Source organism: Phycisphaeraceae bacterium, from assembly GCA_019636795.1.
Classification (GTDB): domain Bacteria; phylum Planctomycetota; class Phycisphaerae; order Phycisphaerales; family UBA1924; genus JAHBWW01.
The window spans coordinates 103,792-125,721 of record JAHBWW010000002.1 but is presented as its reverse complement, the minus strand read 5'-3'; the positions used below and the strand labels follow the sequence as shown (position 1 = coordinate 125,721).

At 63.0% G+C, this 21,930-nt stretch carries 18 protein-coding genes; 11 read left to right on the top strand and 7 right to left on the bottom strand.

Going from position 1 to position 21,930, the window contains the following annotated elements; genetic code table 11:
• Window positions 1-41: 41 nt before the first annotated feature.
• Window positions 42-857 carry a hypothetical protein gene (locus KF757_03715; protein ID MBX3322079.1) on the bottom strand — a complete coding sequence of 272 codons (816 nt, stop codon included), beginning with the start codon at window positions 855-857 and terminating at the stop codon, window positions 42-44.
• Entirely contained in the window at window positions 857-1,639 is a 783-nt protein-coding gene (locus KF757_03710) for a sigma-70 family RNA polymerase sigma factor (GenBank protein ID MBX3322078.1), read from the bottom strand. Before KF757_03710 ends, KF757_03715 begins: the two co-directional genes overlap by 1 nt.
• 235 nt (window positions 1,640-1,874) lie before the next feature.
• On the opposite strand from KF757_03710, the gene KF757_03705 reads away from it, so the two are divergent.
• From KF757_03705 to KF757_03695, 3 genes are all read left to right on the top strand, one after another.
• The gene (locus tag KF757_03705; GenBank protein ID MBX3322077.1) at window positions 1,875-2,603 is read left to right on the top strand and encodes a type II secretion system protein; all 729 of its coding nucleotides are present in this window, start codon (window positions 1,875-1,877) and stop codon (window positions 2,601-2,603) included.
• A gap of 124 nt (window positions 2,604-2,727) precedes the next feature.
• Window positions 2,728-3,873 carry a peptidylprolyl isomerase gene (locus tag KF757_03700; GenBank protein MBX3322076.1) on the top strand — a complete coding sequence of 382 codons (1,146 nt, stop codon included), beginning with the start codon at window positions 2,728-2,730 and terminating at the stop codon, window positions 3,871-3,873.
• A gap of 3 nt (window positions 3,874-3,876) precedes the next feature.
• A complete protein-coding gene (locus KF757_03695; GenBank protein ID MBX3322075.1) occupies window positions 3,877-4,509 on the top strand; it encodes a cyclodeaminase/cyclohydrolase family protein in 633 nt (210 codons plus the stop codon).
• A gap of 28 nt (window positions 4,510-4,537) precedes the next feature.
• On the opposite strand, the gene KF757_03690 is transcribed toward KF757_03695, so the two are convergent.
• Window positions 4,538-5,365, bottom strand: coding sequence for a methyltransferase domain-containing protein (locus KF757_03690; protein MBX3322074.1), 828 nt, complete (start codon window positions 5,363-5,365; stop codon window positions 4,538-4,540).
• Here KF757_03690 and KF757_03685 point away from each other — a divergent pair.
• From KF757_03685 to KF757_03660, 6 genes are all read left to right on the top strand, one after another.
• Window positions 5,349-5,837 (top strand): YkgJ family cysteine cluster protein, encoded by a 489-nt coding sequence (locus tag KF757_03685; GenBank protein MBX3322073.1) that lies wholly within the window; start codon window positions 5,349-5,351, stop codon window positions 5,835-5,837. The genes KF757_03690 and KF757_03685 overlap by 17 nt on opposite strands.
• A gap of 132 nt (window positions 5,838-5,969) precedes the next feature.
• On the top strand, window positions 5,970-7,022 hold the full coding sequence (locus KF757_03680) for a Gfo/Idh/MocA family oxidoreductase (GenBank protein MBX3322072.1): 1,053 nt from the start codon (window positions 5,970-5,972) through the stop codon (window positions 7,020-7,022).
• A 7-nt stretch (window positions 7,023-7,029) separates the two neighbouring features.
• A complete protein-coding gene (locus KF757_03675; protein ID MBX3322071.1) occupies window positions 7,030-7,638 on the top strand; it encodes an N-acetyltransferase in 609 nt (202 codons plus the stop codon).
• Between the two features lie 42 nt (window positions 7,639-7,680).
• Window positions 7,681-8,874 carry a DegT/DnrJ/EryC1/StrS family aminotransferase gene (locus KF757_03670; GenBank protein MBX3322070.1) on the top strand — a complete coding sequence of 398 codons (1,194 nt, stop codon included), beginning with the start codon at window positions 7,681-7,683 and terminating at the stop codon, window positions 8,872-8,874.
• 40 nt (window positions 8,875-8,914) lie between these two features.
• A complete protein-coding gene (locus KF757_03665) occupies window positions 8,915-10,099 on the top strand; it encodes a glycosyltransferase (GenBank protein ID MBX3322069.1) in 1,185 nt (394 codons plus the stop codon).
• The gene (locus tag KF757_03660; GenBank protein ID MBX3322068.1) at window positions 10,087-11,364 is read left to right on the top strand and encodes a glycosyltransferase; all 1,278 of its coding nucleotides are present in this window, start codon (window positions 10,087-10,089) and stop codon (window positions 11,362-11,364) included. The genes KF757_03665 and KF757_03660 overlap by 13 nt, the downstream gene beginning before the upstream one ends.
• Here the strand turns inward: KF757_03660 and KF757_03655 are convergent.
• Window positions 11,352-12,659 (bottom strand): nucleotide sugar dehydrogenase, encoded by a 1,308-nt coding sequence (locus KF757_03655; protein MBX3322067.1) that lies wholly within the window; start codon window positions 12,657-12,659, stop codon window positions 11,352-11,354. The two genes, KF757_03660 and KF757_03655, sit on opposite strands and share 13 nt — an antisense overlap.
• A gap of 217 nt (window positions 12,660-12,876) precedes the next feature.
• Between KF757_03655 and KF757_03650 the strand changes: the two genes are divergently transcribed.
• Window positions 12,877-14,700: an ABC transporter ATP-binding protein gene (locus KF757_03650; GenBank protein ID MBX3322066.1), complete on the top strand. Its 1,824-nt coding sequence runs from the start codon at window positions 12,877-12,879 to the stop codon at window positions 14,698-14,700.
• Here the strand turns inward: KF757_03650 and KF757_03645 are convergent.
• Both KF757_03645 and KF757_03640 read right to left on the bottom strand, forming a co-directional pair.
• Window positions 14,679-15,461, bottom strand: coding sequence for an NUDIX hydrolase (locus KF757_03645; GenBank protein ID MBX3322065.1), 783 nt, complete (start codon window positions 15,459-15,461; stop codon window positions 14,679-14,681). The two genes, KF757_03650 and KF757_03645, sit on opposite strands and share 22 nt — an antisense overlap.
• On the bottom strand, window positions 15,458-17,422 hold the full coding sequence (locus KF757_03640; GenBank protein ID MBX3322064.1) for a M28 family peptidase: 1,965 nt from the start codon (window positions 17,420-17,422) through the stop codon (window positions 15,458-15,460). Before KF757_03640 ends, KF757_03645 begins: the two co-directional genes overlap by 4 nt.
• A gap of 150 nt (window positions 17,423-17,572) precedes the next feature.
• Here KF757_03640 and gcvP point away from each other — a divergent pair, with 150 nt between their 5' ends.
• Window positions 17,573-20,461: an aminomethyl-transferring glycine dehydrogenase gene (gene gcvP / locus KF757_03635; protein ID MBX3322063.1), complete on the top strand. Its 2,889-nt coding sequence runs from the start codon at window positions 17,573-17,575 to the stop codon at window positions 20,459-20,461.
• 45 nt (window positions 20,462-20,506) lie between these two features.
• Here gcvP and KF757_03630 read toward each other — a convergent pair whose 3' ends face one another.
• Window positions 20,507-21,868, bottom strand: coding sequence for a glycosyltransferase family 1 protein (locus KF757_03630; GenBank protein MBX3322062.1), 1,362 nt, complete (start codon window positions 21,866-21,868; stop codon window positions 20,507-20,509).
• Between the last annotated feature and the right edge of the window lie 62 nt (window positions 21,869-21,930).

The window sequence follows — 21,930 nt, the reverse complement described above, 5'->3', positions numbered from 1 at the left end:
CCTCCGTTTCGGAGGGCGTTTATGAGGTGGTTTTAGCGAAATCAGGCGAGGGCTGTGGAGACCAGGACCATTTCACCGAGGCCTTCGATTCCACGGTCGATAAAGATGGCCAGGCGAGTGTTGGCTGAGAGGGCGACCGAAACGTCGAAACTTTCCCAGCGACCTTCGGATTTGAACTTGGTGACCTGCTGAATGACGTTGTTGTTGGCGTCGATGACGCAGAGTTGAAATGAGCCGGGTTTGCCACCTTCGCCACTCAGACCATTGCAGAAGAATCGCGAAGACTTCCAGTCGGGGTTGGAGAGAACGACAGCGGTGGCGTCGCGAGCGAGAGTGCTGTTGTCGGCCTTGGTGAAGATGGCGCGTTTAGTGTTTGCATCGAAGAGGGTGTCGCGCAGGTGTCGGGTGCCGATGCGCTGGAAGTATTCGGAGACGACGACGGCTTCGCCGAGTCGGTTGTTGTGTTCCTGAATCTGAACAGCGACGACACCAAGGACCATGACAGCGACGGACAGGCCAATGGATGCGGCCCGCCACAACGGACTGACGCGACGACTCTTGGCGACGCGAGGCTCGACACGGCCCGGGCGATGAACGACGGCGCGTGATGGGGAAGCCTGCTCGGTTTGCCTTGCGACCGCGACGGCATTGATGACGCGAGCGCGCAGGTCGAGTTCTGGAGTGACCTCGGGGAGGATGGATTCGAGATCGACGACGCGGGCCTGAGCGGCGCGGACCTCGCGGCGAATCGCTGGCGACGCCGATGCGAATGCTCGTTCGTAGTCTTCCTTTTCGCCCGGATCGAGAAGATCGAGGGCGTCGAGGGCTGCAAGTTCCAACAGGTCACGCGTGTTCATCAAAGGACTTCCTCACCGGTCCGTTCTCGGAGTCTGACAAGCGCTCTGCTCAAGGCCGACTTGATCGTGCCCAGAGGCGTGTTCAGTTCCTCACCAATCTGCCTTAACGTCTGGCCTCCCAGATATGCTCGAGTCACGACCGTCTTCTGTAACTCGGGCAATGCGTCAATCTTCTTCATCAGCGCTGCGAATCGTTCGTCGCGCTCCGTCTTTGAGGCTTCGGGCTCGGCCGAGCCGGACTTCCAGGGTTGACCTTCGTCCAAACTCGTCGCCTTGACCCTGGCCTTGGATCTTCTCAACTTGTCGACCAGGTGACGTCGTGCAATGAGCATCACCCAGGTCACGAGAGCTGCGCGGTCGGGGTCGTACCGGCCGGCGGTTTTCCACAATCGAACGAAGACCTCCTGAACTGCGTCTTCTGCTTCTGCTTTGGTCGGCATGGCCTGATATGCCATGCGGTAGACCAGCGAACCAAACCTGTCGTACAACTCGCCAACTGCCCTGTCACTCCCCGACGCCACCCGCGTCATGAGGTCCAGATCGGCTGCCTCCTGAACCGCATCGTGCGTGGCACGCGTGCGGCGGGTTGGGCGCGATGATTCCCCACCATCGCCTTCGCCCGGGGTTGAACCGTCTGGCGAAGGACCGAACTGATTCTCTGAAACCTTGTCCGACATCACGTTGTCACCGGGGTCGACCACCACCGGCGGGGATTGGAAGAGTGCCCAATCGCCGCAGGTCAATACGCAAGGTGTGTGCAGCGGATCCCGCTTCAGGCCCATTGCCCAGAGAATCGGAATGCTGCCGAGCAGCAATCAGTATGACAAGGTTGTCGATCCCCCGCAATGCGGGAAGGGGGAGAAGCGGAGAAAATCTTATGCGCAGCAATTGCCGTCCGATAAAAGAGAACAAAACTTTGGGCTTCGTAGTTATTGAGGTTGCAGCAAATGGCCGAATCTGATAATCTGGAGCTCTGGATCGGTGCAACGCTGAAATGCCCCGCTCCTGGAGATCGGCGTGAAGCAAGAGCGGAAGACACATAAGTCCTTCGGTCGTCAAGGGTTTACCTTGCTCGATATTCTTGTCGCGATCTCGGTGATTTCGCTGCTGATAGCGATATTGGCCCCAACGCTGAGCCGAGTGCAGGAAACATCGCGGCGCGTCATTTGTGCCTCGAATTTGAGGCAGCATGGGCTTGCGATCCAGCTGTATACCGATAACCATAATGGCATCCTGCCTCCGAGCGCGTTTATAGCGTTCAACGATCAGGACACTTCCCGCATGATGACGCTTCGCCTGCCCACGACTGAGCGCAGGAGGCTTGGTCGCGATGGCTGGGACGGGCTTGGGGTGTTGTTTCGTGCGGACTATGTGAACACGCCGGGGCTGTTCTACTGCCCTTCCCACAAGGGAAATCACCCCTTCTCGCTTTACGAATCGCGGTGGGCTGGGAAGGGTGGAGAAATTGTGGGAAACTACCACTATCGGGGACAGGACGGGAATGGAATTCGGAACATTTTTCAAATCAGTGGCAGCATTGCGCTGGTTTCGGATGGCATGCGAACTCAGGACGATTTCAATCACGAGCAGGGTCTGAACGTGTTGCGGGCAGGGCTGCATGTGGGATGGGTGGACGATTCGCAGTCGCGGCTGCTCATGATGAGGCCTGATTCGGAGACACAGGCTGGCGGGACTGACGACTCGATCGCCGATGCCTGGCGCTGGCTTGACAATCGCCTGCCCTGAGCGGGGCGGTGGGGCGTTGCGTTGGGTCGCGGGCGTGCTGACGGCGCGCGGGGCGGCTCGTAGGATTGGACGCGGGGCGTGTGGTGCGTGCGTGTCCGGTCGAACTTTGGCCAAGAAGAAGTGCATGAAAATGGATCCTGCCGGGCTTGTGGTCATTGCGATGTTGCGTGTACTTGGGGCGGGGCGGATGGCGGGCGTTGCAGCGGCGATGGGAATCGCGGCAGCGGGGCATGCGCAGATCATGCCCGAGAGGCTCTACAACGGCATCAACCGGCCGCTGATCGTGACCATTGTCGCGCCTGAGTCTGATGAGCCGATGCTCGCGATCAGGTTGATGCGTCGTGATGCGGCGGCGGCGTCGGGCTGGGTGGTGGTGGCCGAGTCGGCGGCGTCGTCGGGTCGGGCCGATATGGCGTCGTTGTTTCCGATCCTCTGGACGCGCTCGGCTCCGGTGCTGCTCTATGCCCAGTTGTTCTCGGCGGGCGAGGCCATCGGGCCGCCAGTTGTGCTCCAGCCGATGCTCACGCCCGAGCGTGCGGCACTGATGATCGAGCGTGCGGCAGCGTCGCCCGACGGTGGTCCGGCCAGAGTGATCCCGCAGATCACGCAGGATGCCGCTCAGGGGCGGCCGATGTTCGAGAGCGAGCAGATCCGGCTGCGGCGACTGGCCGGGCAGGCCGCGGCCGACCGCGAGGTGGTCTATACGGGGATCCGGGCGTACGTTGATCGGCACCTGGTGTTCGACACGACGCTGGGCGAGATTGAGATCATGTTGCGCCCGGATGCGGCCCCGAACACGGCGTACACGATGCTGCATCTATCTGCGGGCGGGTTTTATGAAGGGGTGGTGTTCCATCGCATTGTGCCGCGGTCTTCGACGGGGCATCCTTTTGTGATCCAGGCGGGAGATCCGTCGGCGGGCGGGAGTGGCGGGCCGGGGTTCATGATTGACCTTGAGCCGTCCACGCTGGGGCATGCGTTTGGGGTGGTGTCGATGGCCCGCTCGGGTGATCCGGACTCGGGTGGCAGTCAGTTTTTCATCTGTCTGAGTCAGGCCGGGACGCAGCGGCTTGATGGCCGGTACACGGCTTTTGCGCAGGCGGTGCGTGGCGAGGATGTCATCATGGCGATTGCGGCGACGCCGGTGGATGCCGCGGGGCGCGCGGCCGATGCTCCGATCATCCGCACGGTGCGGGTCGTGGATGCTCCGCCGGCGGGGCAGGGTCCGAGGCCGCTTGCTGAGCCGGGCACTGCGCCGGTGGAGCGCTAGATCATGACTGATGTGGCGGGCGCGGCGGATGCGGGATGGGCTGAGCTTTCGGTGTTTCTTGATGCGCTGGCGGCGCGGCGGCCGGTGCCTGGCGGGGGCGCGGCGGCTGCGTTGAGCGGGGCGATGGCGGCGGCGCTTGCTGCGATGGTGGTGCGTTATGCGCAGGGCTCGAAGGCGCTGGCGCAACACGAGGCGGCGCTGTCGGCGGCGCTGTCGCGGCTTGAGCGCGCGCGGGCGCTGAGTCTGGCTTTGGGCGAAGCGGATATGGCGGCGTACGGCGTGCTCAATGCGGCGATGAAGATTGACAAGACGGACGCGGGGCGTGCGGCGGCGATGCGTGCGGCGGCGGCCGAGGCGGTGGTGCCTCCGCGTGCAGTGATGGCGGCGGGCGTGGATCTGCTGCGGCTGGTGGCCGAGGTGGTACCGATCACGTCCAGGATGCTTTCCAGCGACCTGGTGTGCGCTGCGGCGATGGCGCGCGCGGCGGTGGTTGCCGGGGCGGCCAATGTGCGGGCGAATCTGCCGCTGCTGGCCGATGCGGCGGCGGCGGCGCTGGCGGCCGAGTGTGCCCGCTCGGAGGCCGAGGCGGGCCAGCGTGAGGCCCAGATTGCGGCGGCGGTCGCGGCCCGGGCCTGAGATGGGTCGGTGGCGCGGGCGTGGGGCTTCAGTTTCCGGCCCGCGTCACCAGCAGCACCTCGCTGAAGGGGGCGTCCGGGTGGCCTCGCACTACGGCGGCCAGATCGATGAACGCCTGGTAGGTCGCCCAGTCCGCCCGGCGCTCTTCGTCGGCCGCGAGGAACTCGAGAGCGGGCAGGGCCCAGGGGTCGATGAATGTGCCGATCTCGGCGACGATCTCGAGCCCGGCCTGAGCCGCGAAGCGTCGCTGCGTTTCGAGCGGCCGCACGCATGAGTTGGGCCCGAACCATTCTTTTCTGCCCGCGTTGTAGTAATGCTCGGCCGCGAGGACTGAATAGACCAGCCAGCCACCGGGCGCCAGGGCTGCGGCCGCGTCGCGCAGGAACCCGACCGTGGCGTCGTCTTCGAGGATGTGGACGACCACGCCGTTGGCCGCGATCAGGGCCGACGAGGGGCAGAGGCGGGCAGCGTCGCTGGCAAAACCTTCGTGCGCCTCGTCGAGTGCGGCGCGGGCGGCTTCGAGCACGGCCGGGTTGGGGTCGATCCCGATGGTCCGCGCAAAGCCGAGGGCGCGCCAGTTGTCGGCCCACGAGCCATAGGCGCAGCCCAGATCGACGACGCTGTCGGTCGGCAGAACGCAGCGCTCGATCGCGGCGTGCCAGGCATCGAGGCGGCAGGTGTTGATGAAGCGGCCATAGATCCCTGAGTCGCGGTAGGTCTTGGAGACCTGGCCCAGATTGCGCTGGATGGAGGATTGGTGGCGCTGGGTCGAGGATTCAGGCGTCATCGTGTTTCCCGGTGAGGGGGGCAGGGCGGCTATGCTCGAAGCGAGGTCGCTCATGGCATGGTACGACACGCCCGAAGCCCACAGCAACGCCGATGGCCAGGAGGCGGGATTGCGCTTTGCCTGCACCATGTGCGGCAACTGCTGCACTGGGCCGAGCGGGTATGTGCTGCTGACTGATGAGGAAGGCCGGGCCATCGCGGCGCTGCTGGGGCTAAGTGAAGAGGCGTTCATTGCGCGGTACACGCATGAGACGATGCTGGGGCGGTCGCTCTATGAGAAGGAGTCGGCGTTCGGGCTTGACTGCGTGTTTCTGGACCGCGAGAAGGTGCCGGGCAAGGCGGTGTGCGGGGTGTATGAGGCCCGGCCGAGCCAGTGCCGCACGTGGCCCTTCTGGCCCGCGATCGTGCGCAGTCCGCAGACGTGGGCGCGGGCGGCGAAGACCTGCCCGGGCATCAACACCGGACCGCTGCACAGCCCGGCGTTCATCCGGCTCACGGTCGAAGCGACCGGGGGCAGCGATTGCGGCGGCCCGGCGCGGTGAGTGGGGGCATGAAGGCAAAGGTTTTGCGCGTCGGCGGTGACGGCTTGAGGCTGGTGGGCTACAGTCCTCACCAATCCGAGTGCAGCTAGAGAGATCGGCCCGCCGCTCGCACTGGCCGGGCCTGGAGAATGCATGAGCACATCACGAATCGGCGTTTTGGGCTGCGGTGGCTGGGGTCGCAACATCGTGCGGACGCTGGCGCGCCTGAATGCTGTGGTCGCGGTGGTCGATCCGACGGAGTCCGGACGGGCAGTGGCCCGGGAACTTGCCCCCGCTGCGGAGGTCTTTGCTCGACCCGAGGCTGTGTTTGAGGACCCGACCATCGATGCGGTGATGATCGCAACGCCCGCCGAGACGCATTACACGCTGGCCAAGGCGGCCATCGAGGCGGGCAAGCACGTTTTCGTGGAGAAACCCCTGACCATCGATGTGGGTCAGGCCCGCGATCTGGTGCGGCGGGCGGCTGCGGCCGGGCGGGTGTTGATGGTGGGGCATCTGCTTGAATACCACCCGGCGATTCTGAAGCTCAAGGCGATGATCGACGCGGGCGACCTCGGGGAGATCAGGTACGTGATCTCGAACCGGCTCAATCTGGGCAAGATCAGGACCGAAGAGAACGCGCTGTGGTCGTTCGCCCCGCACGATATTGCGGTCATTCTGCGGCTTGTGGGAGACTCGCCCGTTGAGGTCGTGGCGACCGGGGGGGCGTATGTGTCGGAGAACATCGCCGACGTGACGGTGACGCAGCTGCGCTTCGCCGGGGGAGAGCGGGCGCATGTGTTCGTGTCGTGGCTGCATCCGTTCAAGGAGCAGAAACTGGTCGTGGTGGGGTCGAAGAAGATGGCCAGTTTCGATGATGTGGCCAAGAAGCTGGTGGTGTACGACCAGCGTGTGGACTGGCAGCAGGGCCAGCCGGTGCCGGTCAAGGGCGAAGGCGTGGAGGTGGACTACGGCGACGCCGAGCCGCTGGCCGAAGAGTGCAGGCACTTCATCGCGTGTGTCAGGTCGGGGGCGACGCCCAGGACAGATGGCGTGAGCGGGGTGCGCGTGCTTCAGGTGCTGTGGGGCGCGCAGGTGTCGATGGAAGCCGGGGGCCAGCCGACGCCTCTGGTGCTCGATGATTCGCCCGTGGCCGAAACGCTCGAGGCCGAGATCAAGACAGGAGTGAACAGCCGTGTCCACTGAGTCAACCATGCTTGCGTCTGGTGTGAAGGTGCACGAGTCGGCGTATGTCGATGAGCCGTGCGTGATCGGAGCGGGCACGAGCATCTGGCACTTCTCGCACGTGATGAAGAACTGCCGGATCGGTCGGCAGTGCAACATCGGGCAGAACGTGGTGGTGTCGCCGGACGTGACCATCGGGGACCACTGCAAGATCCAGAACAATGTCAGCCTGTACACGGGTGTGGTGCTCGAGGACTACGTGTTCTGCGGGCCTTCGATGGTGTTCACCAACGTGATCAACCCGCGCTGCGAGATCCCGCGGCGCGATCAGTACAAGCCGACGCTGGTGCGCCGCGGGGCGTCGCTGGGGGCCAACTGCACGATCGTGTGCGGCGTGACGATCGGGAAGTACGCGTTCGTGGGGGCAGGTGCGGTGGTGGCCAGCGATGTGCCGGATTACGCCCTGATGTTGGGAGTTCCGGCCCGGCGCAAGGGGTGGGCGTGCCGGTGCGGCTCGACGCTTCCCAAGGCCGGGGCGGGCGGTGCGATGGCGTGCCCGGCGTGCAAGAATGAGTATCGCGAATCGGGCGAGACGCTCTCGCCGGTGCGCGAGGTCCAGGACGCGATTGTCGGGTGAATGTGCCCCGCGCGCGACAGAATCTCTTTCGGAGAACGAACCATGAGTCAGAAACCAACGGTGCCGCTGCTGGATCTCAAGGCCCAGTACGCGAGCCTGCGTGAAGAAATCGAGCCGGTGATTCGGCAGGTCGTCGAGGCCCAGTGGTTCATAATGGGGCCCGAGGTCAGCACGCTGGAGAAGGAGATCGCGGCGTACTGCGGCACGAAACACGCGATCGGGTGCGCGTCGGGCTCGGACGCGCTGCTGCTGGCGCTGATGGCGCTGGATGTGGGACCTGGCGACGAGGTGCTGTGCCCTTCGTTCACGTTTTTTGCTACGGGCGGCGCGGTGGCGCGGCTGGGCGCCAAGCCGGTGTATGTGGACATCGACCCGGTGACGTACAACATGTGCCCGAAGCACGCGCGCGCGATGGCCAAGACGTGCACGCGGCTCAAGGCGATCATGCCGGTGCACCTGTTCGGGCAGGCGGTCGATATGGATGAGTTTCTGGAGATCGGCAAGGAACTCAACGTGCCGATCATCGAGGACGCGGCCCAGGCGATCGGGACACGCGACAAGCATGGCATCACTGTTGGGAGCCGGGGCACGATAGGGTGCTTCAGTTTCTTCCCGTCCAAGAATCTGGGCGGGTTCGGCGACGGGGGGATCATCACGACCAACGACGACGAACTTGCGGCGAAGATGGGTATTTTGCGCATCCACGGCGGGCAGCCGAAGTACTACCACTCGATCATCGGGATCAACAGTCGGCTCGACGCGCTGCAGGCTGCGATCCTGCGGATCAAGCTGCGGCACCTCGAATCGTGGCACGCGGGTCGTCAGGCCAATGCGGCGTTCTACGACGAGCAGTTCGCCAAGGCCGGGGCCACAACGAGTGCGACGCCGCTCAATAGCCAGGGGCTTGCGCTGCGGACGCCGGCACCGGCGCCCAGGACGGCGCGGCACATCTACAACCAGTATGTGATTCGAGTTCCGGGGTCGATCCGCGACGAACTGCGGGCGCATCTTCAGGCTGAGGGCATCGGGACGGAGATCTACTACCCGGTGCCGCTGCACATGCAGGAGTGTTTTGCGTATCTTGGGCAGGGCGAAGGGGCGCTGCCCGAGTCGGAAGCCGCGGCGGCCGAGACGATTGCGCTGCCGATCTATCCGGAGTTGACCGTCGAGCAGAAGCAGCATGTGGTGCAGACGACGGCAGCGTTCGTGGCCGAGCGTGCTGCGGTGACGGCGTAAAGACGGGCTGGGGACAACCGGGAAGGAAGGACGAGCCGCGTTGCGGGTGCTGCTGGTCAATGACTACCTCGAGGCCGGGGGCTGCGAGCATGTCGTGCAGCGGACGGCAACGGGTCTGCGCGAGCGTGGGCACGAGGTGGAGGTGTTCACGAGTCAGGACGTGGGAGGTCGGCGCACGCCCTGGGGTTATGTGGATTCGAAGGGGGCGCGGTTGGCGCTGCGGCGACGGCTGGACGCGCTGACGCCCGATGTGGTGCACTTTTTTAATGTCTACCACGAGTTGTCGCCGGGGGTGATCGCTGAGGCGCACGCATGGCGAGGCGGGCGGATGACGCGTCTGGTGATGACAGCGGCGGATTTTCATCTGGTGTGTCCGAACTCGGGGCTTCGGCGGTTCGAGGGCGAAGCGCCGGTGATGCTTGAACCGGGCGTTCGCGTGCGCGGGCGTGATCTGTGGCGGTGGCAATGGGACCATCGCAGTCGGGCGCACGGGCTGCTCAAGGCGGCGCAGCACTCTTGGAATTATCGAGTGCATCGGCGATGGCGAGCGATCGATGTGCTGATCTGTGCGAGCCGCTTCATGATGCGGGCCATGGCGGTGACGGGGATTCCGCGGGTGCATCTGCCTGACCCTGGCCCTGAGGTGGAAGAGGCGGCGGGAAAGGAGCCTGGGCGCGACCTTCGGCTGATCTTTGCGGGACGGGTGGAGCCTGAGAAGGGGTTGGGACTGTTCCTGAGCGCAATCACCCGGATCGAGGGATGGCATCTGACGGTCGTTGGGGACGGTTCGTCCCTTGGAGGGGTGAAGCGGTTTGTGAGGGAGAATCGGCTGGAGGAGCGGGTGGAGTTCTGCGGTCGGCTGAGCCACGCCGGAACGCTTGAGCGGATAGGGCAAGCGGATGTGCTGGTGCTGCCTTCGCTGGTGTATGAGAATGCGCCGCTGGTGATGCTTGAGGCATTGAGCCGGGGCACGGGGCTGCTGGTGAGTGATCGAGGGGGCATGGCGGAGATCGTGGCGGAGTTCGGGGTGGGGTGGACGTTCAATCCGTTGATGGCCGAGTCGGTTGAGGCGGGGCTGGGGCGGGCGCTGTCGCAAGAGCCGACGGGGGTGGGGCCGAGCGATCGGGTGGCAGAGATGCTTGAATCGCGCGGGCTGAGAAATTATGTGAGACGGCTGGAAAGTTTGTATACTGATGGAGAACGAGGGTCGGCATGCGCGTGCTGATGATCTCGCCATACTTTCCGCCTTTGCTCAGCGTGGGATCTCTGCGTGCGTGGTCATTCGCGAAAGGGTTTGCCGATCGCGGGCATTGTGTGCATGTCCTGACGACGGCCAAGCGCGAAGATCAGCGTGGGCTCGAGGTGTCCGATGGGCGGCTGACGGTGCACGAGATTGCGGTGCCCAAGCGGCTGCTGCTGGATCATGTGCGGCGATCGCACGCGGCACCGGCGGGCGAGCATGTGCCGGGCGAGGGCGGTGGGGGTGGGATTCTGCGCGAGGTCAAGGAGCGCACGGGGGTCTTCAGTTCGGTGCGGATGCCGGACATGACGGATGCGTGGATCGGGCCTGCGACCAAGGCAGCGGAGATCGCGGGTCCCTGGGATCTTGTGATCAGTTCGTGCGGGCCCTATACGGCGCATCTTGTGGCGTTGCGGCTGGGAAGCCAGCGTGGGCGTTGGATTGCGGACTATCGGGATCTGTGGACGACGAACCATCAGTTCGCGGGGTTGTATCCGTTTACGCTGCGTGAGAAGGCGCTCGAGCGGCGTGTCATGGCGCAGGCGGATGCAGCGACAACGGTGAGCGAGCCGCTGGCGCGGCGGCTGCATGATGCGGGTGCGCGGCGGGTGCAGGTGATCTACAACGGATTCTTTGAGCACGAGCCTGAGGAAGTGGATGCGACCGGCGTGTTTGCGAGTGATGGGCGAACGCGCGTGGTGTACACGGGCACGGTGTATCCGAAGCATCAGGATGTGAGGCCTGTGCTGCGGGCGATTGCGGCGTCGCCGAGGCTGCGTGAGTGTGTGCGGCTGGTGGTGGCGGGGCAGGGCATGAGCCATTGGCTCGGTGAAGCGAGAAGGCTGGGCGTTGAGGATGTGGTGGAGGCGATGGGGCTGGTGTCGAGGCCGAACGCTCTGCGGCTGCAACGTGATGCCGATGCGCTGCTGGCGATCGAGTACGATGGTGATTATGACGGTGTTTTGAGCGGGAAAATCTTCGAGTATCTTTCGGCGTCGGCACCGATAGTAGTGACGGGGCCTCGCGGGTGTGTGGGGGATCTGGTCGAGCGGGTGGGGCGTGGGTCGGCGTGCGTGGATGATGAGGCCTTGAGGCGGACGCTCGAAGGGATCGTGGATGGGCGTGGGGCGAATCAGGCGGCGCGACGAGAGCACGAGATTGCGTTTTACACGCGCGAGAAACAGGCGGACCGACTGGTGGATCTGGGCGAGTGCCTGACGGGATGTCAGGCGCGGGCTCAGGCTTTGTAGATATGGGCCTTGGGGTTGGTGACGCGTGCCATAGCGTTGCGCGTGTCGACGACGAGCGAGGCATGATCGGCGACGAGTTGATAGTCGACATCGGCGTGGTCGGTGACGATCAGCACGCAATCGACGCTGGAGACATTGTCGGCGCTGAGCGGGACGCTCTCGAGGTCAATGTCGTATTTGCGCATTTCGGGGAACTGGAGGACGTGCGGGTCGTGATAGGAGATTTCAGCGCCGGCGTGGATGAGTTGTTCGATGATTTCTGCTGCGGGGGATTCGCGCACGTCATCGACGTTGGGCTTGTAGGCGATGCCGAGGATGAGAATCCTGGAGCCTTTGAGAGACCTTGTGCGTTCGTTGAGTGCCTGGGCGACTTTGGCGACGACATAGGCGGGCATCTGGCTGTTGATTTCGCCGGCGAGTTCGATGAACTTGGTTGCGTATCCGGTTTCCTTGGCCTTCCATGTGAGGTAGAAAGGGTCAATGGGGATGCAATGTCCACCGAGGCCGGGACCGGGATAGAAGGCCTGGAAGCCGAAGGGTTTGGTGGATGCGGCTGCGACGACTTGCCAGATGTCGATGCCGAGGCGATCGAAAATGATCTTGAGTTCGTTGACGAGTGCGATGTTGACGGCGCGGTAGATGTTTTCGAGGAGTTTGGCGGCTTCGGCGACTTCGGCCGAGTCGACGCGGAAGACGCGTTCGATGACGCGGGTGTAGAACTGCATGGCCAGTTCGGTGCTTTTTTCGTCAACTCCGCCGACGAGTTTGGGGATCTGGCTGGTTGAGACGCCGGCGCGACCCGGGTCTTCGCGTTCCGGGCTGTAGGCGAGGAAGAAATCTGAGCCGCACTTGAGTCCGGCGGCTTCGAGGATGGGGAGCATGTCCTGGCGGGTTGTGCCGGGGTAGGTGGTGGATTCGAGGACGACGAGCTGGCCTCGCCGCAGGACGCGCGCGACGAGTTCGGTGCTTTTGATGACGTAACTCAGATCGGGTTCGCGATGCTTGCCGAGGGGAGTGGGGACGCAGAGGACGATGATGTCGGCTTGTGCGAGGTCACGTTCGGTGGTGGTCGGTTTGAAGCGTCCGGATTTGTAGAGGCTCTGGGCAAAGTCATCGCCAAGGTGTTTGAGGTAACTGTGTCCGCGTGCGAGCAGGTCGATCTTGGATTTGTCGACGTCGAATCCGATGACGGGATAGCCTGCGTCATGAACGGCTTTGACAAGGGGCAGCCCGACATAACCCAGACCGACAACGCCAATGGTGGCTGTTTTGGTGGTGATTTTATCGAGAAGCATGGGGAAGGTGTCGAGAATGTGTTTCGGCTCGATCTCCGAGCCGGTGAGAATCGTTTGAGTCATGTTGGTGCATCCAAAGGGGAACGGATCGGAAAGTATCGTATGCGGGTGTACACACAAAACCGCCGTGAGGCGGACAAGTGAACCCGGCACCTTGGGGCTATGAGCGTAGGATCGTGCTGCCCATCACGTTCGGTGTGGCGTGGAATCTTTGCTTATGAATGATTTCTGGAAGCTGTCCGGTCGCATGCTGCGCTATCGCGGGCTTTTGGTCTGGGCGCTGGTCATGGCGACGTTGTCGGCGGCGGGACTTGGTGCGGGCATTGTCGGCGTGGGGCCGGTGCTCGACTCGGTGATGGGCAATGAGACGAATCTGCGTCAGATGGCAACCGACCTGAACGCTTCTTCGTGGGTTGCGGGCAGGCTGTCAGAGTCGTGGATTGAGAGATTGCCGCAGGATCCGTTTGTGTCGGTTGTCTGGATCATGATCGGGCTTGGGGTATTGACGGTGTTCGGGGCGACGGCGAATTTTTTGCATGCGTATTTCGCGATGACGATTGTGCAGCGGACAATCGCGCAGTTGCGGCGCGAGTTGTTTGGGCGCGTGATTCACCTGCCACTGCGTCAGATCGCGGAAGGAGGCAGTTCGGACGCGATCAGCCGCATCGTGAACGACCCGCAGTCGCTTGCGCTCGGTATGACGGCGCTGGTGTCCAAGTCGATGGCGCAGCTGACGAAGGGACTGGCGGCGTTGGTTGCGGCGTTTGTCGTTGACTGGAGATTGTCGGGGGTGGCACTGGTGGTCGCGCCGGTGCTGTACACGATCATTCGCAAACTTGGCAAGCGGATTCGGCGTGCGTCGCGTGCGGCGCTGCAGAGCCAGGCGCTGCTCTATGGGGCGACGGCCGAGGTGATTCAGGGTCTGCGCGTTGTGAAGGTGCACACGAACGAGCGGCATGAGAGCGGTCGTTTTCACAAGATTAACAAGCAGGTGCTGAGGGAGCTGCTGCGGGTGCGATTCGCCAGGGCTCTTGCGAGTCCGCTTGTGGAAGTTGTGTCGATTATGGCGCTGGGGGTGCTCAGTCTTGTGGCGATCAAGGCGATCCATGACGGGCAGCTGGACAGCGCCAAGTTCGTGCTTGCCATCGGGGCACTGGGGGTTGCGGGGGCGTCGCTCAAGCCTCTGACGGGATTGGTGACGGATATTCAGCAGTCGTCGGCAGCGGCCACGCGCATTGCACAGTTGCTGAATGAAGCGCCCGAAGAGCGTGACGGCGCGAAGCGTCCGCGATTGCCAAGGCATGCGCGCGAGGTTGCATTCGAGGGGGTGAGTCTGACGTATCCGGGCGCGAACCGGCCGGCGATTGATGATGTGACGCTGAAGATTGCGCACGGCAGGACGGTGGCGTTTGTCGGACCCAACGGGTGCGGCAAGACGACGCTGCTGAGTCTGGTGCCGAGGTTGTTTGATCCGGACGCCGGTGTGGTGCGCATTGATGGTCGCGATGTGCGTGAGGTCGGACTGCGGAGCCTGCGATCGCAGATCGGCGTGGTCACGCAGGAGACGGTGCTGTTTCGCCAGAGCGTGCGGCAGAATATTGCGTACGGCGCGCGCGGGGTTGATGAGGCGATGATCGTTCGTGCGGCTGAAAAGGCGCACGCGCACCAGTTCATCGAGAAACTGCCGCAAGGGTACGACACGATGCTGGGCGATCAGGGGATGACGCTCAGCGGCGGGCAACGGCAGCGGTTGGCGATTGCTCGCGCGATTTTGCGCGATCCGGCGATTCTGATTCTGGATGAAGCGACGAGCATGATCGACTCAGACAGCGAGTCGCACATTGCAGCGGCGATTGCGGGGTTTGCGGTGGGGAGGACGTGCCTGATTGTTGCGCATCGCCTCAGCACTGTGGTGAGTGCCGACGAGATTGTGGTGATGAATCACGGGTCGATCGTTGATCGGGGGTCGCATTCGGAGTTGCTCGAACGTTGTGAACTCTACCGACAACTGGCGAGGAATCAGCTCTTCAGCAGCGAGTGATCGCGAGCCAGGGCACGCATGATCGCACGGCTTGGGGGGATGATCGTTGTAGCGGGATCGTCTGCTGCCTGAGCGAGGCGTGAGACGGGAATCCACTGGGATGCGGTATATTCCCATGTCGAAGCCAGGTGCGAAGTCACAGAACGATCAACATCGTCGCACTGCGCGGCGAGATGCACAATGCACACGAGATCGGCGCTGGGGGCGAAGGGATCGAAGCACAGCATCGGTGTGCGAATCGTGCTTTGAGTCAGATCAAGCCCGAGTTCTTCGTGCGATTCTCGATTGAGAGCATCGAGCCATGCGGACAAGTTCAGGGTGATTGGCGTGTGAGGCGGTGGGTTGATGCCGCCAGAGGGTGCAAGCTCCCATTGGCCTGGGTACACCGTTGTGCGATGCGTTCGTTGTGCAAGCAGAACATGCGGCTCGTCGTCAGATGCGTGAGTGTTGCGTGCGAGAATGACGCCGGTGACACCGATCTGGACGATGCGCGATCGGCCGGGGTCGGGGGCCACCATTTGTTGATAGTGGGCGACTCGTGCGGTGAGGCGTTGCTGTTGGGCGTGCCACGCATCGAGTGCGAGGATTGGGCCATTGAGGAGTGCCGGGTTGTGTGCGCACAATTGTGCCCAACGATGCTCCGACTCGGGGCTTGCGGGGTGATCGTCGGCAGGGAGGACAGACAGCGACAACGTGCTGGGCTGATCGATCGGGACGATGAGCACCTCGGAGAAGTCGTCAGGCAGCACGATGCCGCTCAAGGCCTGGGTTCCTTGGCGCTTTCGAGGATGATCTCGATGGACTGGGTCTGGCCTGCGCGGCGGATGGTGACGTTGACGGTATCGCCAGGGCGATGTTGCTCGATCATCGAAGCCCAGTGCTGGGCGTTTTCTACGGCTTGCCCGTTCCATTCGAGCACGCGATCGCCGGGACGAAAGCCTGCGCGGGCAGCGGTGGAATCATCGCTGACGCGCGCGATGAGCATGCCGTCGCCGGTCGCTCCGGCGGCGGGAATCAGCCCGACGCGAACGCGGTCGCGTGCGGGGTCGTCGGGCTGGCGATCGCGTGGGCGTGCGCCTCGTTGGACGAACGTCGGGCGTTCGGGGTGTGTTGCTAATTCGAGGGCGAGTGTTCGAACCAGCGTGCTGATTGTGACAATGCCGTCGGCGTCGATGGTTTCGGGAGTGTCGGCGATGGAGCCGTGCTCGGGCTGGATGCCAGTCGAGAACATCAACTGAGGAACATTTCGATCGTTGAAGCTCTGGTGGTCGCTGTCGGCGAAGGTCTCGGGCTCGGCGGGCACAGCGTCGACACGGTGGAGGAGCAAAGTGTCTTGAACGATGGATTCGAGTTCGTTGGCCGAGTCGACGCCACCGATCTGGAGCGGGAAGTCGTTGTAGCGCCCGACGGCATCAAGGTTGAGCATGATGACATGGTTTGTGATCGGAATGATCGGGTGCTCGACGTAGTGGCTTGAGCCGCGATGGGATTTGTCGCCGCCGGAGAGTGCGAGGAAGAGGATGGTGCGTGCAGGCGTTTCGAAATCGAGCGTGTCGTACGCATCTCGCAGGCGTTCGGCAACAAGCAGCATGGAGGCGACACCCGAGGCATTGTCGTCGGCTGCGGGGCTTGGTTCTGTGTCAGAAGCGGCCATAAAAACCGGCGATGGGTCGCGAAATTCGTAGTGAGCGGTGATGACAACTACTTCGCCAGCGAGGGTGCCACGTCCAGCGAGAATCGCGCCGATGTTTTCTGACCAGAGCGGTGTGACTTCGACGTTTGTTTGGACAGCTGCGGTGACGCTTTGGAGTGGAAGGACGATGCCCGCGCGGTTGGCGGCGCGTGTCAGTTCGCGCAGGCTGCGGCCGGTGCCAACACGGAGAAGTTCATCGGCTTGGGCCTGGCTGATATGCACGACGGGGATTTCGAACGGTGTGACTTGGGTGCGGACTTGTCCTGCCGGGTCGGCCGAGCCATTGGCATCGGGGTCGTGATCGGGCGGATCGACGACGATGACGGCTTTGGCGCCCCGGCGATGCACGGCGCTGAGTTTGCGGTACAGAGGGGCGGCAAAGCTCCACCCGCGATCGGACCACAAGCTGCGTCCAAGGTCGTCCATAGGTTCGTGGCTGAGCATGAGGACGACATGGTCTTCGATGGAATCGGTGCCAGTGAAGCCGAGATAGGTGCCCGGACCGGCGACGATGCCGTAGCCGACGAACGAAACCGGCCCGGCGAAAGCTCCGCGTCCGCTGTAGATCGAGACTTCAAGATCATTGTCAGCTGCAATAACGCGCCCGTCGGCAAGCCCAAACGATGTGCGGGAGGCAATTGAGTCAACGGTGCTGCCGATCGTGAACCGCTGGCGATAGGTTTTCTGATCGGGGTTGTTTTCGGCCAAGGCGAATGCGGGTTCGAGCCCCAGCCCGAGAAAGAGATCTTCAATCGCATCGGCGGCGCGGTCGAGGCCGGGCGAACCGGGGGCGCGGCCTGCCATCTCGGGTCCGGCAAGGAGAGCGATCATTCGGTGCACGGCCTGGACATCCTGTGCACGCCGAAGCTCTTCCTGCCCGGCCTGGGCGCGCTGCGCGATGCGGGATTGGGCTCGTTCGGCTCGCAATCGGGCGGCCTGGTCGGGCTCGGGTTGTGTGGGAGACCCGAAAGCCGTCATCGGGAGCAAAAAACAGGAAGCGCAGCGCCAGCGGTTCGGTCGGGCGGTCATGCCAGGATTCTAGTGGTCTGGGAGGCTTGAACCCTGAAGTTGCTTTTTTCCATGGCATTATTGTGTCTGGCCTGCTTCCTACAGTTACCTTCGATCCAAACGCAACCCCATCACCCATAGTCGAGAAATCACGCGATGAGTTCAGGCGTCATGACTACGAATCCGTCCGCTTCGCACACTTCGGCCCGTTCGCTGCTCGAGGCGTGCGACGGGTTTGCCCCGCGTCATATTGGTCCGAATGACGAGGAGATTGGCGCGATGCTAGCGAGCCTCGGCTATGGCACGATGGAGGCGTTTGTTGCCGATGTTGTGCCGGCATCGATCAGGCTGAATCGGCCGCTCGACTTGCCGGAGGCACTGGGCGAGAAGGCATTGCTTGATCGCATATCGAGTATCGCGGCGGAAAACAAGGTGTTTCGTTCGTGCATGGGCATGGGCTATAGCGGGACGGTGACGCCGCCGGTGATTTTGCGCAACGTTCTGGAGAACCCCGGGTGGTATACGCAGTACACACCGTACCAGGCTGAGATTGCGCAAGGGCGGCTCGAAGCGTTGCTGAACTTTCAGACGATGGTTTCGGATTTGACGGGCCTGCCGCTGGCCAACAGCAGTCTTCTCGACGAGGGCACAGCCGCGGCCGAGGCGATGACCATGTGTGTGTCGATCGCGCCCGGTGGACGGACGCGGGTTCTAGTCGCGAGCGATTGCCATCCGCAGACGATTGAGGTCGTGCGGACGCGGGCTGAGCCTCAGGGAATCAGTGTCGAGGTTGTCGCACCTGATGCCATGAATCCTGATGAATCTGTTGCAGGAATTCTGCTTCAATATCCGACGACGGACGGTCGCGTTGAGTGCTATCACGCGCTGGCGACGCGCGCCCGGTCGGCTGGGGCGATGATCGTGGCAGCGACGGATCTGCTGGCGCTCACGCTGCTCGCGCCACCCGGGGCGTGGGGGGCCGACATTGCGGTCGGGAGCGCCCAGCGTTTTGGTGTGCCGATGGGTTTTGGTGGTCCGCACGCGGCGTTCATGGCGACGCGCGAAGAGTTTGTGCGCAAACTTCCCGGGCGACTGGTTGGTGTGTCGCGCGACACTGCGGGCAACGTGGCGCTTCGGCTCGCTGTTCAGACGCGCGAGCAGCACATCAAGCGTGATCGTGCCACGAGCAATATCTGCACCGCGCAGGTGCTGCTGGCGGTGATGGCGAGCATGTATGGCGTGTACCACGGCCCGCATGGGTTGCGAGCGATCGCCCGCCGCGTGCATCATCTGACGCAGACGCTGCGCGTGGGGCTTCTCGACCTTGGGCACGCGATCGGCGATGATCTGGTGTTCGATACGTTGCGCGTGCGTGTCAAGGGCGATGCGAAGCGGGTGCTGGAGGCAGCCCGTGCGGTGCGCATCAACCTGCGAGACTTTGGTGATGGTTCGGTCGGCATCAGCCTTGATGAGACTTCGGATGTTGCGCTGATCGGCGACCTGCTGGAGGTCTTTGGCGCGAGCAAGCCGGATGTTGTGGCTCTCGCGGCTCGCGCGCACGTCGCTCTCCCCGAGTCGTTTGTGCGCACGAGCGAGTTCATGACGCACCCGGTGTTCAACACGCACCACTCTGAGACGGAGATGCTGCGGTACATCTTCAGGCTTATGAGTCGTGATCTCAGCCTCGCGCACTCGATGATCCCGCTCGGCTCGTGCACGATGAAGCTTAATGCCACGACCGAGATGATTCCGGTCACTTGGCCGGCGTTTGCATACCTGCACCCATTTGCGCCGCGCGACCAGTGGGCGGGGTATGCCACACTGTTTGCCGAACTCGAAGCGTGGCTGGCGGAGATCACGGGGTACGATGCGGTTTCGCTTCAGCCCAACGCCGGTTCGCAGGGCGAGTATGCCGGGTTGATGGTCATTCGCGCGTTTCACCTTGCGCGCGGCGAGGGGCACCGCACGGTGTGCCTGATTCCGGAGTCTGCCCACGGCACAAATCCGGCGTCGGCTGTCGTCGCGGGGTATCGGGTGGTCAGTGTGCGGTGCGTTGATGGGCTTGTGGATCTCGATGATCTGCGCGCCAAGGCCGAGGCCCACAAGGACACGCTGGCTGCGATCATGGTGACCTATCCGTCGACGACTGGGATCTTCGATGAGACCATACGAGAGATGTGCGACATCGTTCATCAGCACGGCGGGCAGGTGTATCTTGACGGTGCGAACATGAATGCGCAGGTAGGGCTGTGTCGTCCGGGCGATTATGGCTCGGATGTGAGCCACCTCAACCTGCACAAGACGTTCTGCATCCCGCACGGAGGTGGCGGGCCGGGGATGGGTCCGATTGGGGTCAAGGCTCATCTTGCCCCGTTTCTTCCGACGCATCCGGTGATGGCGCCAGCGTCGGCGGGGAAGCATGCGATCGGACCGATCAGCGCGGCTCCATACGGCAGCAGTGCGATTCTGCCCATCAGTTGGGCGTATATTGCGATGATGGGGAGTGCGGGGCTGACCAAGGCGAGTGCCGTCGCGATCCTTAATGCAAATTACATGGCCGATCGGCTCAAGAGTGGGTACTCGGTGTTGTTCCGTGGGTCGCGAGGGCGCGTGGCGCACGAGTTCATTCTTGATTGCAGGCCGTTTGAGAAGTCGGCGGGCATCAAGATTGATGACATTGCCAAGCGACTGATCGACTACGGCTTCCATGCGCCGACAATGTCGTGGCCGGTGCCGGGCACGCTGATGGTCGAGCCGACTGAGTCGGAGCCTAAGGCCGAGCTCGATCGTTTTTGTGATGCGATGTTGTCGATTCGTGCCGAGATTGCCGAGATTGAATCGGGGACGATGAGCCGCGATGACAACCCGCTGCGCAACAGCCCGCACACAATTGCCAGTATTGCGACAGGCGACTGGAAGCATCCGTACACACGCGAGCAGGCTGTGTATCCGATGCCTCACCTGCGTGAGCACAAGTTCTGGTCGAGCGTGGGTCGCGTTGACAATCCGTATGGCGATCGAAACCTGTTTTGCTCGTGTGTGCCTGTGACAGAAAGCTGAGCAGGCGTCGAGTCTGGGCCGATCGTTCGCGGTGCGATGCTCTGTCTAGGCGGCTTTGAGTGTTGCTTGGTTGGCGGTGCCCAGGAGCCGGGGTACGCGGTGTTCCCATGCGTGCTGGGCTCGGGTTCGCGAGAGTGCCCGTTGCCCGAACTCTTCGCGGAGACTTTCGTGGGCGCACAGGTGATCGACTGCATGAAGCAACTCGGGGCCACGTGAGAAGGTCATGACTTCGCGTCCGATGTCGAAGAGTTCACCGAGACCGGCGGTTGCATGATGGATGCACGGCACTCCAGAGCCTGCGATCTGAAAAACCTCGTGGGTCACGCTGGCTTCGTCACATGCTGGATTGATCGAAATCGCGCACTTGCCAAGCCCATAGACGCGTGACAAGTCTTGGTGCGCCACTGATGACAGGGCTTCCATAGCCTGGGGTACGCCGATCGCCTTCGCGTCACATCCGTACACACCGAGTTCGACGCGCTGAGCGAGCCACGCCAGCCAGAACGAACGGCGCCATGTGGTTGCTTGTCGCAGGATCTGCTGAGTTTTGTACCAGCGTCGGCCTTTGCGTGTCAGGTAGATCAGTGCCGCCCCGTGGTCGGCCCCGAGTTGGGTCGCGAGTTGATGCACCGTGCGCAGAGGCTCGCAGGCTCGGGCTTCGAGCAACTCGGACGCGAAACGTTCGAGTGCGACTCTGATGGCCGGCTTGTCTTCGCGAATGAATTTCGAGAATTGTGACATGGCTTGCGGGATCATGGCCCGTTCCATGGTTGCCGGGTCCGGGTCGTCTGCAGCCAGGAAGCGCTTCAAAGGCATCGCAACCGGCTGAACATCGTGTGCAACCACAACCACATCGTGGCGAGGTTCTCCCGATTTCATCGGTCTGACAACCTCGTAATCCTCGGCGACGGGCATGGAATCGACCCGTGACCACCCGAGTATCTCGCGAGCTTCGTCGGCTGTGGGTTTCGACTTGACGATATGTCCATAGACTGAACCAGCACACATTGTTCGTGCCGGTTCGAAGAGGGCCGACTCAGCCGAGAGCCAGCTCGGGTGGTCCGCCCACCACATGGCCACATTGAGTCCGAGGTGTGTCCAGAGCGACTCAGGCGTCGAGCCGGTGGGCAAGGTGAAGTCGATGACGCCCGAGGGGCCGAACGACACGGCGTGCGTAAACCCGCCAGCTTCAACGCGATAGCGCTGCTCGGCGATGAGCAGGCTGATCGCGCTGCGTGAACCGTCGGCACGTCTGGCGCGATCGCGGAGTGTCTGGACTTCGATCCAACCCGGGTTCAGACCAAGGCGCTGCGACGCCCGGAGCATTCCCAGCAGGCTATGCCGCGCCATCTGCCCTGGAGGCAGGAGAAACAGAGGCCTAGGGGTGTCGGAGGGGGCGGCGTGCATGGCTCAACGCCAATCGGCACACTCAGGCTGTCCACTTGTGTTTCAATGCCCATGCGCAGCGA

Coding starts and splice junctions, on each gene's coding strand:
- KF757_03715 (MBX3322079.1), bottom strand. CDS start 857: ATGAACACGCGTGACCTGTTGGAACTTGCAGCCCTCGACGCCCTCGAT.
- KF757_03710 (MBX3322078.1), bottom strand. CDS start 1,639: ATGGGCCTGAAGCGGGATCCGCTGCACACACCTTGCGTATTGACCTGC.
- KF757_03700 (MBX3322076.1), top strand. CDS start 2,728: ATGAAAATGGATCCTGCCGGGCTTGTGGTCATTGCGATGTTGCGTGTA.
- KF757_03695 (MBX3322075.1), top strand. CDS start 3,877: ATGACTGATGTGGCGGGCGCGGCGGATGCGGGATGGGCTGAGCTTTCG.
- KF757_03685 (MBX3322073.1), top strand. CDS start 5,349: ATGGCATGGTACGACACGCCCGAAGCCCACAGCAACGCCGATGGCCAG.
- KF757_03680 (MBX3322072.1), top strand. CDS start 5,970: ATGAGCACATCACGAATCGGCGTTTTGGGCTGCGGTGGCTGGGGTCGC.
- KF757_03675 (MBX3322071.1), top strand. CDS start 7,030: ATGCTTGCGTCTGGTGTGAAGGTGCACGAGTCGGCGTATGTCGATGAG.
- KF757_03670 (MBX3322070.1), top strand. CDS start 7,681: ATGAGTCAGAAACCAACGGTGCCGCTGCTGGATCTCAAGGCCCAGTAC.
- KF757_03660 (MBX3322068.1), top strand. CDS start 10,087: ATGCGCGTGCTGATGATCTCGCCATACTTTCCGCCTTTGCTCAGCGTG.
- KF757_03655 (MBX3322067.1), bottom strand. CDS start 12,659: ATGCTTCTCGATAAAATCACCACCAAAACAGCCACCATTGGCGTTGTC.
- KF757_03650 (MBX3322066.1), top strand. CDS start 12,877: ATGAATGATTTCTGGAAGCTGTCCGGTCGCATGCTGCGCTATCGCGGG.
- KF757_03640 (MBX3322064.1), bottom strand. CDS start 17,422: ATGACCGCCCGACCGAACCGCTGGCGCTGCGCTTCCTGTTTTTTGCTC.
- gcvP (MBX3322063.1), top strand. CDS start 17,573: ATGACTACGAATCCGTCCGCTTCGCACACTTCGGCCCGTTCGCTGCTC.
- KF757_03630 (MBX3322062.1), bottom strand. CDS start 21,868: ATGCACGCCGCCCCCTCCGACACCCCTAGGCCTCTGTTTCTCCTGCCT.